This window comes from Gemmatimonadaceae bacterium (assembly GCA_019752115.1).
GTDB lineage: Bacteria > Gemmatimonadota > Gemmatimonadetes > Gemmatimonadales > Gemmatimonadaceae > Gemmatimonas.
In genome coordinates, this window is sequence record JAIEMN010000030.1 from 19,022 (window position 1) to 32,901 (window position 13,880).

At 66.9% G+C, this 13,880-nt stretch carries 11 protein-coding genes; 6 read left to right on the forward strand and 5 right to left on the reverse strand.

Going from position 1 to position 13,880, the window contains the following annotated elements:
• Window positions 1-105: 105 nt before the first annotated feature.
• On the reverse strand, window positions 106-426 hold the full coding sequence (locus K2R93_15080) for a helix-turn-helix domain-containing protein (GenBank protein MBY0491163.1): 321 nt from the start codon (window positions 424-426) through the stop codon (window positions 106-108).
• A gap of 110 nt (window positions 427-536) precedes the next feature.
• On the opposite strand from K2R93_15080, the gene K2R93_15085 reads away from it, so the two are divergent.
• Window positions 537-902, forward strand: a complete 366-nt coding sequence (locus K2R93_15085; GenBank protein ID MBY0491164.1) for a VOC family protein — start codon at window positions 537-539, stop codon at window positions 900-902.
• Window positions 903-959: 57 nt separating this feature from the next.
• Complete coding sequence (locus K2R93_15090) at window positions 960-3,146, forward strand: S9 family peptidase (protein ID MBY0491165.1); 2,187 nt, start codon at window positions 960-962, stop codon at window positions 3,144-3,146.
• Window positions 3,147-3,388: 242 nt separating this feature from the next.
• Here K2R93_15090 and K2R93_15095 read toward each other — a convergent pair whose 3' ends face one another.
• The gene (locus K2R93_15095; protein MBY0491166.1) at window positions 3,389-6,886 is read right to left on the reverse strand and encodes an amidohydrolase family protein; all 3,498 of its coding nucleotides are present in this window, start codon (window positions 6,884-6,886) and stop codon (window positions 3,389-3,391) included.
• A 111-nt stretch (window positions 6,887-6,997) separates the two neighbouring features.
• Between K2R93_15095 and K2R93_15100 the strand changes: the two genes are divergently transcribed.
• The 4 genes from K2R93_15100 to K2R93_15115 are packed head-to-tail and all read left to right on the forward strand — an operon-like array spanning window position 6,998 to window position 9,445.
• Window positions 6,998-7,897 (forward strand): hypothetical protein, encoded by a 900-nt coding sequence (locus K2R93_15100; protein ID MBY0491167.1) that lies wholly within the window; start codon window positions 6,998-7,000, stop codon window positions 7,895-7,897.
• A 32-nt stretch (window positions 7,898-7,929) separates the two neighbouring features.
• Window positions 7,930-8,244 (forward strand): hypothetical protein, encoded by a 315-nt coding sequence (locus K2R93_15105; protein MBY0491168.1) that lies wholly within the window; start codon window positions 7,930-7,932, stop codon window positions 8,242-8,244.
• A gap of 2 nt (window positions 8,245-8,246) precedes the next feature.
• The gene (locus K2R93_15110; protein ID MBY0491169.1) at window positions 8,247-8,612 is read left to right on the forward strand and encodes a DUF423 domain-containing protein; all 366 of its coding nucleotides are present in this window, start codon (window positions 8,247-8,249) and stop codon (window positions 8,610-8,612) included.
• A 50-nt stretch (window positions 8,613-8,662) separates the two neighbouring features.
• The gene (locus K2R93_15115) at window positions 8,663-9,445 is read left to right on the forward strand and encodes a sulfite exporter TauE/SafE family protein (protein MBY0491170.1); all 783 of its coding nucleotides are present in this window, start codon (window positions 8,663-8,665) and stop codon (window positions 9,443-9,445) included.
• Window positions 9,446-9,452: 7 nt separating this feature from the next.
• Here K2R93_15115 and K2R93_15120 read toward each other — a convergent pair whose 3' ends face one another.
• The 3 genes from K2R93_15120 to K2R93_15130 form a co-directional block, all read right to left on the reverse strand.
• Window positions 9,453-10,337 (reverse strand): hypothetical protein, encoded by an 885-nt coding sequence (locus tag K2R93_15120; GenBank protein MBY0491171.1) that lies wholly within the window; start codon window positions 10,335-10,337, stop codon window positions 9,453-9,455.
• A 124-nt stretch (window positions 10,338-10,461) separates the two neighbouring features.
• Window positions 10,462-11,853: an alpha-L-fucosidase gene (locus tag K2R93_15125; GenBank protein MBY0491172.1), complete on the reverse strand. Its 1,392-nt coding sequence runs from the start codon at window positions 11,851-11,853 to the stop codon at window positions 10,462-10,464.
• A 124-nt stretch (window positions 11,854-11,977) separates the two neighbouring features.
• Window positions 11,978-13,795, reverse strand: a complete 1,818-nt coding sequence (locus K2R93_15130; protein ID MBY0491173.1) for a S8 family serine peptidase — start codon at window positions 13,793-13,795, stop codon at window positions 11,978-11,980.
• Window positions 13,796-13,880 lie beyond the last annotated feature (85 nt).

A 13,880-nucleotide genomic window follows, 5' to 3' on the forward strand; every position in this document is an offset into this window, starting at 1 on the left:
TCACGCAGAGAAAAGGGGAAAGGGAGAAATGCATCGGCGCGCGACGATGGCGCCGGGCATTTCTCCTTTTCGCTTTTTCTCTGCGTGATCAGTTCCCCTTGGATCTCACAGGTTCACACCTGCAGTGGCGCTACCACGCTTCCATGGCGTATGCACCCGATACGCCGGCACATCGGTGGGTGAGGCGCGCGTCGCCGTCACGAGCTTGCGGCGCTGGAGCCAGCTGAGCGCGTTCTGCACGGTGCGTTTGCTCAGACCGGTGGACTCGGCCAGTTCGCCGAGTGGCACGCGCAGCTGGGATCTGCCCATGGCGGTCGTGCGGCGGTAGAGCAGCAGATACACCAGAAAGGCCGACGGCTGGCGGTCATGCCCCACCAGATCGGCCATCAGGGTGTCGATGATGTACGCGTCCAGCTCCACGCTCATGCGCGCTCCCGGCAGGTGGCAACCATTGCCATAGTAAGCTCTGCGCGGCTTGCGCGCGAGTTGGCCGGCGCGCGATGGTGCGGCACGTCGCTCACCTTCACCCCACCGCCATGATCAAGCGCGTCAAGTTCGTCAGCATTCCCGTCCACGATCAGGACCGGGCGCTCGCCTTCTACACCGAGAAGCTGGGCTTCAAGGTCGCCACTGATGCCCCGTTCGGCCCCGGCATGCGTTGGATCGAACTGCGCATTCCACGGGCCGACACCGGCGTGGTGCTCTTTACCGCTCCCGGCCAGGAGGCGTGGATCGGACAGTTCATGAACATCTCGTTCCAGTGCGACGACGTGTTCGCGACTGCCGCAGCCCTGAAGGCGGCCGGCGTCGAGATGGTCCAGGACGCCAAGGCCGAATCCTGGGGGACGTCCGCCATTTTCAAGGACAGCGAGGGGAATCAGTTCGTCCTCAGCACTGGCTGAGGGCGCCTGCCGCCCCCCAGTTTTCAGCGGTCGGTCCACCTCCTCACCCTACCGCTGATGCGTCGTCCTGCTCTGCTCATCGCGGCGACCCTGCTCGCCGCCTCCACGCTCTCGGCTCAGTCGCGCGTCCTCACGACGGCAGACTATGCCCGCGCCGAGAAGATGCTGCTCCCCGGCACCGCCTCGCTCGTGACTGGCGCCCTGGCCCAGGGGAGCTGGCTCCCTGATGGCCGGTTCACCTACCGCGCCCGTGAAGCGAACGGCTCGGACCCGCTGTGGGTCGTCGACGCCAAGGGCGTGAAGACGAACTGCGCGGGTACGCCGACGCCGGCCGCCTGCCCCGCGGCACCAGCCGCCCCGCCGGCGTTCGGCGGCCGTCGAGGTGGTACGCCCGAGTCGCTCTCGCCCGACGGCACCAAGGCGGTATTCATCCGCAACTGGAACCTCTGGGTGCGCGATGTCGCGAGCGGCAAGGAATCGCCGCTCACGCAGGACGGCGTGAAGGACTACGGCTACGCCACCGACAACGCCGGCTGGACGCACAGCGACCGCCCCATCGTGCTCTGGAGCCCCGACTCCAAGAAGATCGCGACCTTCCAGCAGGATCAGCGCAAGGTCGGCGACATGTACCTCGTGCGCACGAAGGTCGGTCACCCGGAGCTCGCCGCCTGGAAGTATCCGCTCCCGGGCGACAGCATCGTGACGATGATCGAGCGCGTCGTGATCGATATGTCCGGCCCGACGCCCAAGCTCGTGCGCTTCAAGATGGCCCCCGATCAGCACCGCAGCTCGGTGTGCGACCACATCGCGTGCGGGGGCAAGCTGGCCGACGCCGAGTGGTATCCGGATGGCAGCAAGGTGGCGTTCCTGTCCAACTCGCGCGATCACAAGGTGGCCACGCTGCGCGTCGCGGATGCGACGACGGGTGAGGTGCGCGACGTACTCAAGGAAGAAGTCGCCACGCAGTTCGAAAGCGGCGATGGCGACCAGAACTGGCGCATCCTGCCAGCGAGCAACGAGGTGATCTGGTTCTCCGAGCGGAGCGACTGGGGGCACCTCTATCTGTACGACCTCACGACCGGCCAGCTCAAGAATCAGATCACGAGCGGGGTCGGCACCGTGACCGGCATCGAACGGATCGACGCGAAGACGCGCACGATCTGGTTCACGGCCACGGGCAAGGAAGCGAACCGCGATCCGTACTTCCAGCACCTGTACAGGGCCACCTTCAACGGCAAGACGCAGACGCTGCTCACGCCCGATGACGGCACGCACAGCATCAACTGGTCGCCGGACGGCGCCCGCTTCGTGGACACCTGGTCGCGCCCCGACCTGCCGCCCACGTCGGCCCTCCGCGACGGCAACACCGGCAAGCTGATCGCGACGCTGACCACCGCGGACATCTCCAAGCTCACCGCCACCGGCTGGCGCCCGCCCACGCGCATCATGGTCAAGAGCGCGAACGGCAAGTGGGACCTCTACGGCCTGCTGTTCACGCCGACCACGCTCGACTCGACCAAGAAGTACCCGATCATCAACTACATCTATCCGGGCCCGCAGGGCGGCTCGGTGGGGAGCCGTGCGTTCTCGCCGGCGCGTGGTGATCATCAGGCGCTCGCCGAACTCGGCTTCATCGTGGTCATGATCGACGGCAGCGGCAACCCGCTCCGCTCGAAGAGCTTCCACGACGCGTACTACGGCCGGATGGGTGACAACACGCTCCCCGACCAGATCGCCGGCATGAAGGAGCTGGCGGCCAAGTACAAGTTCATCGACCTCGACAAGGTCGGCATCTGGGGCCACTCCGGCGGCGGCTTTGCCACCGCCGACGCGATGTTCCGCTACCCGGATTTCTTCAAGGTTGGCATTTCGGAGAGCGGCAATCACGACAACCGCAACTACGAAGACGACTGGGGCGAGCGCTACCACGGCCTGCTCGTGAAGAACGGCGCGACCGACAACTACACCGCCGAAGCGAACCAGACGTACGCGAAGAACCTCAAGGGCAAGCTGCTCCTCGCGCACGGCACGATGGACGACAACGTGCCCCCCGACAACACGCTGCTGGTCGTGGACGCGCTGATCAAGGCGGGGAAGGACTTTGACCTGCTGATGATCCCGAACGCCGCGCACGGCTACGGCGCGGCCGGCAACTACATGATGCGGCGGCGCTGGGATTACTTCGTGACCAACCTGATGGGGGCGACGCCGCCGAAGGAGTATGTGATCGGCGGGGCGCGGTAGGATGAGCGCGGTCGACTCGCGGCGGTAATCACTCGACAGATCGAGCTGCTCACTCCCACCGTATTTCAGGAGCCAGGCGGGAGGGCTTAGGGGGAGGTGAAACGCGGAGGGGCGGCGTGCCATCGGCACGCCGCCCCATCGCTTTTTCCTCCCCCTGACCACTCCCCCCTGGCTCCTAGAATACGGAGGGAGTGACCAGCACAACCCGGAGAGTGCTTACCCAAGCCAGTAAACGGCTCTCCTTACGGGCGGATTCCCGCCGCCGCCGTCGGCACCGTATACGCCCACGGCTGCCGAGCGAGCGGCTTCGCCAATGGGTATACCTGATCCAGTGTATTCGCATCGAACAACCGCCCATTCACCATGACCAGGCTCAGCGTGTTCGTGTTGCGGATGTTCTGGAGCGGGTCCTTCTCGAGCACGAGCAGGTCGGCGAACTTGCCCACTTCGAGCGAGCCCACTTCGCTGCCGAGGCCGATGGCTTCGGCGCCCACGATCGTGGCGGAGCGGAGGACGTCGTGGTTGCTCATGCCGCCCGAGCCCACGAGCCACATCTCCCAGTGCATGCCGAGGCCCTGGAGCTGGCCGTGGCTGCCGATGCCGATGCGAGCGCCCTTCTCCACGGCGTTCTTGAGGTCCGCGGCGTGCTGCCACATCGCGTACTCCTCCTTCACCGCAAAGCCGGCCGGTCCAGGCGCGTTGCCCGCGCCGCGGCGGCGCACCTTGGTGTCGAAGTCCACCGGATGCGTGAAGCGGCGCAGCTTGGCGTCGTTCAGGAGATCTTCGCTCTGGTAGAACCAGCCTTCACCGAACGGCCCGCCGTACTCCACGATGAGCGTGGGGGAGTTGGTCACCCCCGTGCCCTTGTACCACTCGAACACGTCGTCGTACTTGGGCGTGATCGGCAGCGTGTGCTCGATGCCGGGATAGCCATCGAGGCCGTGCGTGATGTTGAGCTTCTGATCGAGCCCGCCTTCGGTGGTGGGCATGATCCCCAGCTCCTTGGCGGCCATGATGATCCACTGCCGCTGCTGGCGATTGCCGCTCATGTACATCTTGAGCGTCTTGGTGTCGTAGTACTTGGCGTAGCGCGTCAGAATCTCCTTCGCGTGCGCCAGGTCACGCACCGGCTCCGCCGAGAAGACGCCGGGGCCCGTCGTGTAGATGCGCGGGCCGACCATCTCGCCGTTTTCCACGCGATCGCTGTACGACAGGAAGTCCGTCGTGCTCGTCTGCGGGTCGCGCGTGGTGGTCGTGCCGTACGCCAGCGTGGCGAGGTACTGCCACGTCTGTGAGTTGTGCACGTTGGGCGTCAGCCACTGCGGGTGATAGTGCGTATCCACCCACCCCGGCGTGATCACCTTGCCGCTCACATCGATGATCTTGGCGCCCGCCGGGATCGTCACGCTGCCGCGCGCGCCGATCGCCGTGATCTTCTGGTTCGTGACCACGATGTCGGCGTTCTCGATGATCTCCTTCCCCTTCATCGTGATCGCCTTGCCGCCGCGGAGCACCACGACGCCCTTCGGCAGGTCGCGATTTCCGGTCACCGCCACGCGGATCTCCGCCGGCTTGTAGCCCGGCGGGTCCTTCTTGGTCGTGTCGGCCTTTGCAAGGGAATCCGCGCGGGCGATCGAGTCCTTCACCGCCTTCGTGGTATCCGCGCGCAACGCCGCCTTGCGCTTGTCGTCGGCCTTGAGCGAGTCCTCCACCACCTTGGCGCGATCGAGATCGTAGGTAAAGAGCGCATTGGCCAGCGACCAGTGCACCTTCTTGCCATCGGCCGCCCAGCTCCCGAACTCGCCCCCGATGGTGTTGAGCTTCCGGACCGGCACCGACGCGCTGCGCGGGTCGGCCACGCTCACCATGGGCGCCGTGGCACCGATCTGCGGCACGGTGATGGTGTAGAAGTCCATCCCCACCATCGCCAGCGCCTGATCACCCACCGGCGACATCAGCACCAGCCCAGCCGGCGGCGCCGTCGGGTTGTTCTCGAGCTCGTCGAGATGCATCGCATTCGACAGCGGACGCGCGGCGCGGCCACCGAAGCTGATCTGCGACTCCTTCTCGACCAGCGCGGCATCCAGATTGCCAGCGCCCGGCGGCATCGGCCCCGACACGCGCAGGTGCGTCTTGATGTCGGTGCCATCCCAGCGGAAGCTCTGCAGCCCCGCGCTCGGCGAATAGGCAAAGATGCGCGCCGTGTCCTTCGTGAAATGCGGATTGCCCAGCCCACCCGACGGCATGATCATCGTGACCGCACCGCCCGTGGCCGGGAGCCACACAAGATCACTGGCCACCGGACCGAAGAATGCCGCACCAGCCTCCTGCATCTCACGCGCCGCCGCGCGGCTCGCGACGATGCGCGCCCCCGTCGGCGACCACGCCAGATCCGTGTACAGCCCGGCGACGGAGGTGAGCGCGCGCGTCTTCCACGCCTTGGTCTTCACATCGTAGTCGGCGCGCATGATCTGCCCGCCCTTCGCGTCTTCCCACGTGACGAACGCGAGCGACTTGCCATCGGGCGACCACACCGGGTTGAACTCGCCCCGCGCATCGGTCGTGACGCGCACCGGCTTCTGGTCGGCAAAGCTCATCACGTAGATGCGATCGAGCGCCACGAACGCGAACTGCTTGCCATCGGGGCTCGGCTGGCCATCACGGATCTGCCGCGCGATGAACGTGGCCGACGTGTCCACCTTGTAGGCGAACTTCACTTCCGGCCCCATCTCGAGCTTCACTTCGGCTTCGAACGGGATCTTCGTGGGCGCCGAGCGATCGACCGGCACCCGCCAGATCTCGCCGCCGTAGGTCACCACCACCGCCTTCGAGTCGGGGGTGAACGAGTAGCCCGGATAGGCATCCATCGGCGCGCGCGATTCCATGTCGTCGCGCTGCACCGGATACGCCAGCCACTCTTCCTGCTGCGTGTCGAGATTGCGCAGCATGAGCCCCGTCTTGGTCTCGAAGCGCGTGGCGTACACGAGCCACTTGCCGTCGGGCGATAGTGCGGGACGGGCGCCCGAGCCGAAGCGCGTGCTCATCTGCGTGGCGCGCCCCGTTTCGCGATCCCACACGGCCAGCTGGTACTGCGGTCCGATGGCGTTGTACTGCCAGTCGCCGGTGCGGGTCGCGTACCAGATGTAGCGCGGGTTCGCGCCAAAGGCCGCGCCGAGCTGCTTCTGCGTGGGCGCGGGAGTGGGCGTGATGGCGAGCGGGAGACCGCTGCCGCCGTCCACGTTGTACATCCACAGCTTGGCCGCGCCGCCGAGCCCGCCGGAGCGCGAGGCCACGATGTACTTGCCGTCGGGCGTGTACTCCGGCGACACGTACAGGTTGTTGTTGCCACGCGTGATCTGCGTGGTGTCCTTCAGGTCGAGCGACAGCGTCCAGAGATTGTCGCCGCCCGAGCGGTCGGACACAAAGACGATCTTCTTGCCGTCGGGCGAGAAGCGCGGCATCGCGTCGTAGGCCATCCCACTCGTGATGCGCGTCGCCTTGCCGCCGGCGATCGGCATGGTGTAGAGGTCGCCGAGCAGATCAAAGACCAGCGTCTGCCCATCGGGCGAGACGTCGAGGCTCATCCACGTCCCCTTGGACGTGGTGAACGTGTGGGTACGCGCCGTCTTGAGGGGGAGGCCGGCGTTCGGCCCACCGGGCGCCGCCGGCTGGGCGCCGGCGCGACTGGCGGCGGCCAGCAGGGCCGCGGCCGCGAACAGGCGGGATCGCAAAAGGGTCATGCAGGCTCCGAGGGAGGAAGCAGGGAAACAACCTCAGCAGGCTATGGCTGCCCCGCGGGGGGCGCAATATCCCGCCATCCCTGCGCACAACCCGACCGTTAGGTTTCACACATGCGCCTGAGCCTCCGCCTTGCCGGTTTGCTGCTCCTCGCGGTCGCATCGCCGACCGTCACCCGCGGCCAACCGCTCACCCCACCGGTCGTTTCGACCGGACGGGCCGTCACCCTGGGGATGGTGGGCGCCAAGGACCTGGCGCCCCGCCGCGTGGACGTCTGGCTCCCCGCCGGCTACGACGCCCCCGGCGCCCCGCGCTACGGCGTGCTCTATATGCACGACGGCCAGAACCTCTTCGACCCGGCGCTCGCCTTCGGTGGCGCCGAGTGGCAAGTGGACGAAGTGCTCGGCGGGCTCCTCGCCAGGCGAGTCGTGCGACCGACCATCGTCGTGGGGATCTGGAATACGCCGGCGCGGTTCATGGAGTACATGCCGCAGGCGGCGATCGTGGCCGACAGCTTCGACACCGGCGTCGGCGGCATGCGGCTGGCCCGGCGCGATGTGCAGAGCGATGCGTACCTGCGCTTCCTGGTGGAGGTGCTCAAGCCGATGATCGACCGGCAGTTCCGTACCAATCCCACCCGCGCAGCGACCACCGTCATGGGCTCGAGCATGGGCGGGCTGATCTCCGGGTACGCGATCGCCCGGTATCCGCAGGTGTTCGGCGGCGCCGGGTGCGTCTCGACGCATTGGCCCGCGGGCGGTGGGGCGATGGTGGATTGGCTGGGTGATCACCTGCCCCCCCGGGCCACGCACCGTCTCTGGTTTGATCACGGCACGGCAACGCTCGACTCGCTCTACGCCCCGTATCAATCGCGTATGGATGCCCGCCTGCGGGCCGCCGGCTATGCGGAAGGCCGCCAGTTTGTCTCGCGGGTCTATCCCGGCGCCGAGCATTCCGAACGCTCGTGGGCTGCGCGCCTGCGTGAACCGTTGCAGTTTCTGCTACAGCCGTAGTGTCCCACCACTCCCCTTCCCTGGAATTCCGCATGTCTTCTGAAGAGAATCCGCAGAGCTTCACCGCCGAACATCGCTCGTTCGAGTGGGAGCTCGTGCTGCAGTACGAGGACGGGTCGCTCCCGCTGGCCCAGTTCAACGAACCCACGTTGGGCGTCGTCGCCGGCTGGTACGCCAAGAACCTGCCCCCCGAGCAGGCACGGACGCGCTACGAGCAGGGCTATCAGCGGAACCGTCGCCGCCTCGCCAACCGCCTCGGCACGTCGCACGACAACAGCGCGCAGGCCGAAGCCCTCGACGCGATCTGGAGCGGCATTCTCGAGCAGCGGCTCGCCGCGCGCGCGTAATCATGGATCGTCTGTTCCTCACGATCGGCGCCTGGTCGGCCGGTATCTCGGTGGCCGCCGGCGCGTTCGGTGCGCACGCCTTGCGCGAGAAGCTCGAGCCGCGTCTGCTCGAGGTGTTCGAGACGGGGGCGCGCTACCAGATGTACCACGCGCTGGCGCTGCTGGCGGTGAGCTACGTGATCAGCCGCTTTCCCGGCTCGCTGGCGAACACCGCCGGCTGGCTCTTTGTGGCGGGCACGGTGCTCTTCTCGGGCTCGCTCTACGCGATGGCGTTCACCGGCGTGCGCGCCCTCGGCGCTATCACGCCGCTCGGCGGCGTGTGCTTCATTGCCGGATGGGTGTGCCTGGGGTTGGCCGCTCGTAGCTAGTCGGCTTCCTCAGGGGTGAAATTTCGCCCGCAGTGGGCGACCTTTCACAGATGCTCCTCGCCAATCCCTCCATTGGTCAGCTCAGTGTGATCGCGCTGGTGTCCGCCGTGGGCGGCGCCGTGAACTCGATTGCGGGGGGCGGCACCCTGCTCACGTTCCCCGCCCTGTTGGGGCTGGGGGTGCCGCCTGTGGCCGCGAATGCCACCAGCACCGTGGCGCTCTGGCCCGGCTCCTTCGCGAGCATGATGGGGTATCGGCGCGAACTCCCGGGGATCCGGAAGTGGGCGCTGGGGCTCGCCATTCCGAGCATTCTGGGCGGCATGAGCGGCGCCGCGCTGCTGCTGCGCACGAGCGATGAACGCTTTCGCAGCATCGTGCCGTGGCTGGTGTTCGGGGCCACGGTGCTGTTCGCCGTGCAGGGGCCATTCATGAAGTGGCTGCGGCGGCGCATGGACATGCCGCACGAAACGCCGATCTCCCCCACCGCCGCGATGATCACGGTGCAGTTTCTGGTGGCGATCTACGGCGGCTACTTCGGCGCCGGCGCCGGCATCGTCATGCTCGGCATGTTCGGCCTCATGGGGCTCACGAACATCCACCAGATGAACGGCCTCAAGAACTTCAACGGCATCTGCTTCAATGGCGTCGCGGCGATCACGTTCGCCACGATGGGGCTCGTCAACTGGCCCATCGCGGCGGTGATGACGCTGGGCTCCACCGTGGGTGGATTCGCGATGTCCCATACGGCGCAGCGCGTACCCCAAAGCTGGGTACGCGCTGCGGTGTCCGTCATTGGCTTTGCGTCAGCGGTGTGGCTGTTCGTGAAGCGCTGAGGCGCGCTTACTTCACCACGACCTTCTGAATCATGCCGTGCATGAAGTGCGGCTTGCCATCGCTCGGATCGGGATCGAAGCAGATGAACGCGTAGTCGCCCGCCGGCACGTCGATCTGCAGGTAGACCACATCACCCGGCACGATGTCGGTGATCCCGCCCATCGGCATCCCCGGCGGCGGCCCGTTCGGATTCTCGGCGAACGCGGCCATCATCTCCGGCGTCTTGCCGGCGTTCAGCTTGGCGAAGAAGAACTCGTGCGGCTGCTTGCCGGTGTTCTTCACGGCCAGAATGTGCTTGCCCGGCGTGAGCGGCTTCGAGAACTCGAACTTGTAGTCGGAGAGCGTGAGCGTGACATCCGCGGTGGGCGCGGCCGCCTTGTTGTTCGACGGCGTGACCGTGAGCGGCTTGATCATGCCCTTCATGATGTGCGGCGGACCACCCGGGCTCGGGATCACGCAGAAGGCGATGTAATCCCCGGGGGCCAGCACGCTGGTGAAGTCGGTCTCCGCGCCCGGCGCCGGTGCCGGCGCATTCGGCCCGCCAACGGGGCGCATCCACTTCGGCGGTGGACCACCAGCCTTCATCCACGCCATCACGTCGTCGGGCTTCTTCCCCTTCTCCACCTTCACGAGGTAGAGATGATGGAACTCCTTGCCCTTGTTGCTGAAGCGCATCGTGGTGAGGCCGGCCGGAATGCTCGCCGGCATGTCGAACGAATAGTCGTTCGCCACAACGGTCACGACATTCGCGCCGGGGATGGCCACGAAATTCGAGGCCGCCATGGCCTTGGGTGCGGCGCCGGTCGGCGCCGTCTTGGCCGGTGCCTGCGCGGTGAGCGCGGTCGCGAGCGTCAGCGTCGCCACGCTCAGTGCGGTGAGTGGTGTCTTCATAAATCGTCGATCCTGATGGTGTCTGGGAGAGTCGTCTCGAGGAGACGTGTGGAATCGATACGGCGCTGAATAACGCCGGTTTCAGCGTGCATGCGAGCGACCTCGGCCATTCGCGCGCCGCACGTTACGCGTACGTCATCATCTGCACGCGCTTGGGCGGCTCCACCGTCTCGATTGCCAGCTCGATCCCGCTCACCTCGGAGACATCCACGCGGCGGAGCGCGCGATACCCGATCGTGCTCCCCTGCGCGATCACGCGCGAGGCCGCACCAAGTGTGCGCAGCGTCCACCGCGACACCCGCTGCCCATCCTCAATGCTTTCGCGCAGGTCGATGGTGCGGAGCCGCTGCGGCGAGGCGAACAGCTGCGTCAGCGTCGCCGACATGTTGTCACGGCGATGCCACTGCTCCTGCCGCGGCGTCAGCGCATTCGCGAACCGGGCGTCGAGCGTGGCCCGCATGCCGGCCAGGCGCTCCACATCCACGCGGTGAAAGAGCCCCTCACGCGTCGGCGGGACGTTGAGCAGCAGCTTGCTGTTGCGCCCCACGCTCGTGAAGAAGAGGTCGGCAAGATTCTCCGGCGAGCGGACCTTGGCATCTTCGGCGGCATGATAGAACCAGCCGGGACGAATCGACACGTCGGTTTCGCCCGGCCGCCACACCGACCCGTCGGCATGCCCATGCTGCAAGGCGTCGATGACATCGTCGCCGCCGGCGCCGATGTACGGCACCGACTCCGGGCGAATGGTGCTCCAGCACGTCTCACCCGCCACGCCCCGTTCATTGCCGATCCAGCGCACGTCAGGCCCCGCATCGGAGAACATCACCGCATTCGGCTGCAGCTTGCGCACCGTGCTCCACACCCGCGGCCAGTCGTAGACCTGCTTCTTGCCGTTCGGCCCTTCGCCGTTTGCGCCGTCGAACCAGACTTCGGCGAGCGGACCGTACTGCGTGAGCAGCTCGGTGATCTGCGCGATGTAGACGTCGTTGTAGCGGGGCGAATCCCCATATGTCGGGTGATTGCGATCCCACGGGGAGCAGTAGAGCCCAGGCCGCAGCGCTTCGGCGCGACAGGCGTCCACGAACTCGCGCACCACATCGTCGGAGCCTCCGCGAAACGGGCTCGAGGCGACGGAATGCGTGGTGGTCCTGGTCGGCCAGAGGCAGAAGCCATCGTGGTGCTTGGCCGTCAGGATCATCGCCTTGGCCCCCGCGGCCTTGGCCGCGCGCGCCCACTGCCGCGCGTCGAGTGCGGTGGGATTGAAGCTGGCCGGCGATTCCTTGCCGTCGCCCCACTCACGATCGGAGAAGGTGTTGACCCCGAAATGCACGAACAGCGCGAGCTCGTCGCGTTGCCACGCGAGCTGGGCTTTGGTGGGGCGCGGGCGGCCGCGGAACAGGTCGGTGGTGCCGGCGATCAGCCGGTCGGCCCGCGCCATCGCGGGCCAGCAGAGGCTCGTGGCCGAGGCGGCCGCGAGCTGGCGCAGGACATCGCGCCGGGTGGGAAAAACAGGCATCCCTGATTCAAACGCCCGGACGCGATTAAGCAACTCGTCCCAGCCTGCCCGCGGGGGGGAACGGACGAACGCCCGCAGCCATCCCTGGCCAGCGGGCGTCCGAACCGCCATCCGACCGGATGGCTCAGCGGGTCACGGTGAACTGGGTCCCGTTGCTGTTGCCGTTGGCGTCGTGGTTCTGGCTGGCCACGTACTGCGTGCCCGCCTTGCTGATGCCGGTCACGCGGAACGTGACGGAGCCGGACGTGCCACGGATGTTGCTGCGGTTGATCGTGCACCGGCCGGTCGATCCCGTCGTACAGGACGTATTGCCGCTCGTCGAGCCGCTGAAGCTGACACTCACGATGGCCCCCGAGACGGCCGCGTGCGCCTCCGAGTGAACGGTCACGCTGAAGGAGGCCGACCAGCTGCTCTTTGAGGTTCCGGTCACCGCGCCCTCCAGATCGCCGACGTGCGTCGGCACCACGGTGGCGAAGTTGGCGGTGACCGACTGTGCCGCCGACATCGAGACCGTGCACGTCGCGCTCGTTCCCGTGCAGCTGCCGCTCCAGCCCGCGAACGTACTACCGGCCGCCGGCGCCGCGGTCAGCGTGATGGTGCCACCCTGCGTGATCGTCTCGCTGCAATCGGTACCGGCCGTCCCGCACGCGATGCCCGCCCCGGTCACACTGCCCGCGCCCGTCCCCGTGGTCGTCACCGAGAGCGTAAAGGAGGCCAGCGGCGGCGGTGCCACGGCAGCGCCTGAGATGAGACTGTACAGCAGGCGGTTCGGGCTCCCCATCGGATCCGTGATCACATTGGCCGTCGCGCCGCCGATCACCGCCGCATTCACCTGGGCCGCCGAGGCGGTCGGATTCGCCGCGAGGTACAGTGCCGCCACGCCAGCCACATGCGGGGTGGCCATCGACGTGCCCGCCCAGCTCTCGTAGCTGTTGTCGGCCGTCTTCGTGGATGACCAGATCCCCTCACCCGGGGCGAACAGATCCACACAGCTCCCCCAGTTCGAGAAGCTCGAACGCGTGTCCGCGCCATTCGCCGCGCCCACCGTGAGCGCACTCGGCGCCGCCGCCGGCGACGTCGTGCACGCATCGACATTGCTGTTGCCGGCCGCGATCGCCCACACCACACCGGCTGCCGTCGAGCGGGCAATGGCGTCGAGCACGGGCTGATACACCCCCGCGCCACCCAGCGACATGTTGCCGACCATCGGGATGTTCGGGCGTGCCTGCTTCCGCTTGGTCACGCTGTCGATCGCCGCGATAATCCCGGAGAACGAACCGCTGCCCATGCAGTCGAGGACGCGTACGCCATACAACGTCACCTTGTTGGCGACACCCACCGTCGCTCCACCCACCGTGCCGGCGACGTGCGTGCCGTGCCCGTGACATTCCTGCGCATCGGCGTCGAGGTCGACGTAGTCGTACAGACTGAGCGCACGGCCGCCGAACTCCTGATGCGTGTAGCGAATCCCGGTGTCGAGGATATAGACCTCCACGCCATCGCCTTGGTTCTGATAGCCGTAGAGATTGTCACGCGTCGCCGTGGACTGCTGATCGAGGCGATCCAAGCCCCATTGCGATCCGGTCAACGTGCGCGTGCCAGCCTCCGCGATCGTGGCCTTCAGATCAGGCACCACGTACTTCACGCGCGGATTGCGCGCCAGCGCGTCGGCCGCGCTCGGCGTGAGATCGGCAGCGAAGCCCTTCAGTGCGCTGTTGTACCGATGGCGGGTCTTGAAGCCGAGCGCCTGCTCCTGGCGATCATCCTCGTCCTCGTCATCCTCCACCTCATCGCGGTATGCGACGATGTAGCGACCCGAGGGGGAGGGATTGGCGGCGAACGACGGCGCCTGATGTCCGGGCGCCACGGCCGTCGGCAGGTCGCTGCGGCACGCGGCCAGCGTCAGGCTGCCACCGATCAGAACAAGAGCACTACGCTTCATGATGTCTCCGAGAGAGATGGGACGAACGGCATCATGACGGCATCTTGTTCAAAACGGGCACACGCTCCGTGTAGCGCGCATCACA

Bases quoted from the DNA above. Each gene is read 5' to 3' on its own strand.
- K2R93_15080 (MBY0491163.1), bottom strand. From the start codon at position 426: ATGAGCGTGGAGCTGGACGCGTACATCATCGACACCCTGATGGCCGAT.
- K2R93_15085 (MBY0491164.1), top strand. From the start codon at position 537: ATGATCAAGCGCGTCAAGTTCGTCAGCATTCCCGTCCACGATCAGGAC.
- K2R93_15090 (MBY0491165.1), top strand. From the start codon at position 960: ATGCGTCGTCCTGCTCTGCTCATCGCGGCGACCCTGCTCGCCGCCTCC.
- K2R93_15095 (MBY0491166.1), bottom strand. From the start codon at position 6,886: ATGACCCTTTTGCGATCCCGCCTGTTCGCGGCCGCGGCCCTGCTGGCC.
- K2R93_15100 (MBY0491167.1), top strand. From the start codon at position 6,998: ATGCGCCTGAGCCTCCGCCTTGCCGGTTTGCTGCTCCTCGCGGTCGCA.
- K2R93_15105 (MBY0491168.1), top strand. From the start codon at position 7,930: ATGTCTTCTGAAGAGAATCCGCAGAGCTTCACCGCCGAACATCGCTCG.
- K2R93_15110 (MBY0491169.1), top strand. From the start codon at position 8,247: ATGGATCGTCTGTTCCTCACGATCGGCGCCTGGTCGGCCGGTATCTCG.
- K2R93_15115 (MBY0491170.1), top strand. From the start codon at position 8,663: ATGCTCCTCGCCAATCCCTCCATTGGTCAGCTCAGTGTGATCGCGCTG.
- K2R93_15120 (MBY0491171.1), bottom strand. From the start codon at position 10,337: ATGAAGACACCACTCACCGCACTGAGCGTGGCGACGCTGACGCTCGCG.
- K2R93_15125 (MBY0491172.1), bottom strand. From the start codon at position 11,853: ATGCCTGTTTTTCCCACCCGGCGCGATGTCCTGCGCCAGCTCGCGGCC.
- K2R93_15130 (MBY0491173.1), bottom strand. From the start codon at position 13,795: ATGAAGCGTAGTGCTCTTGTTCTGATCGGTGGCAGCCTGACGCTGGCC.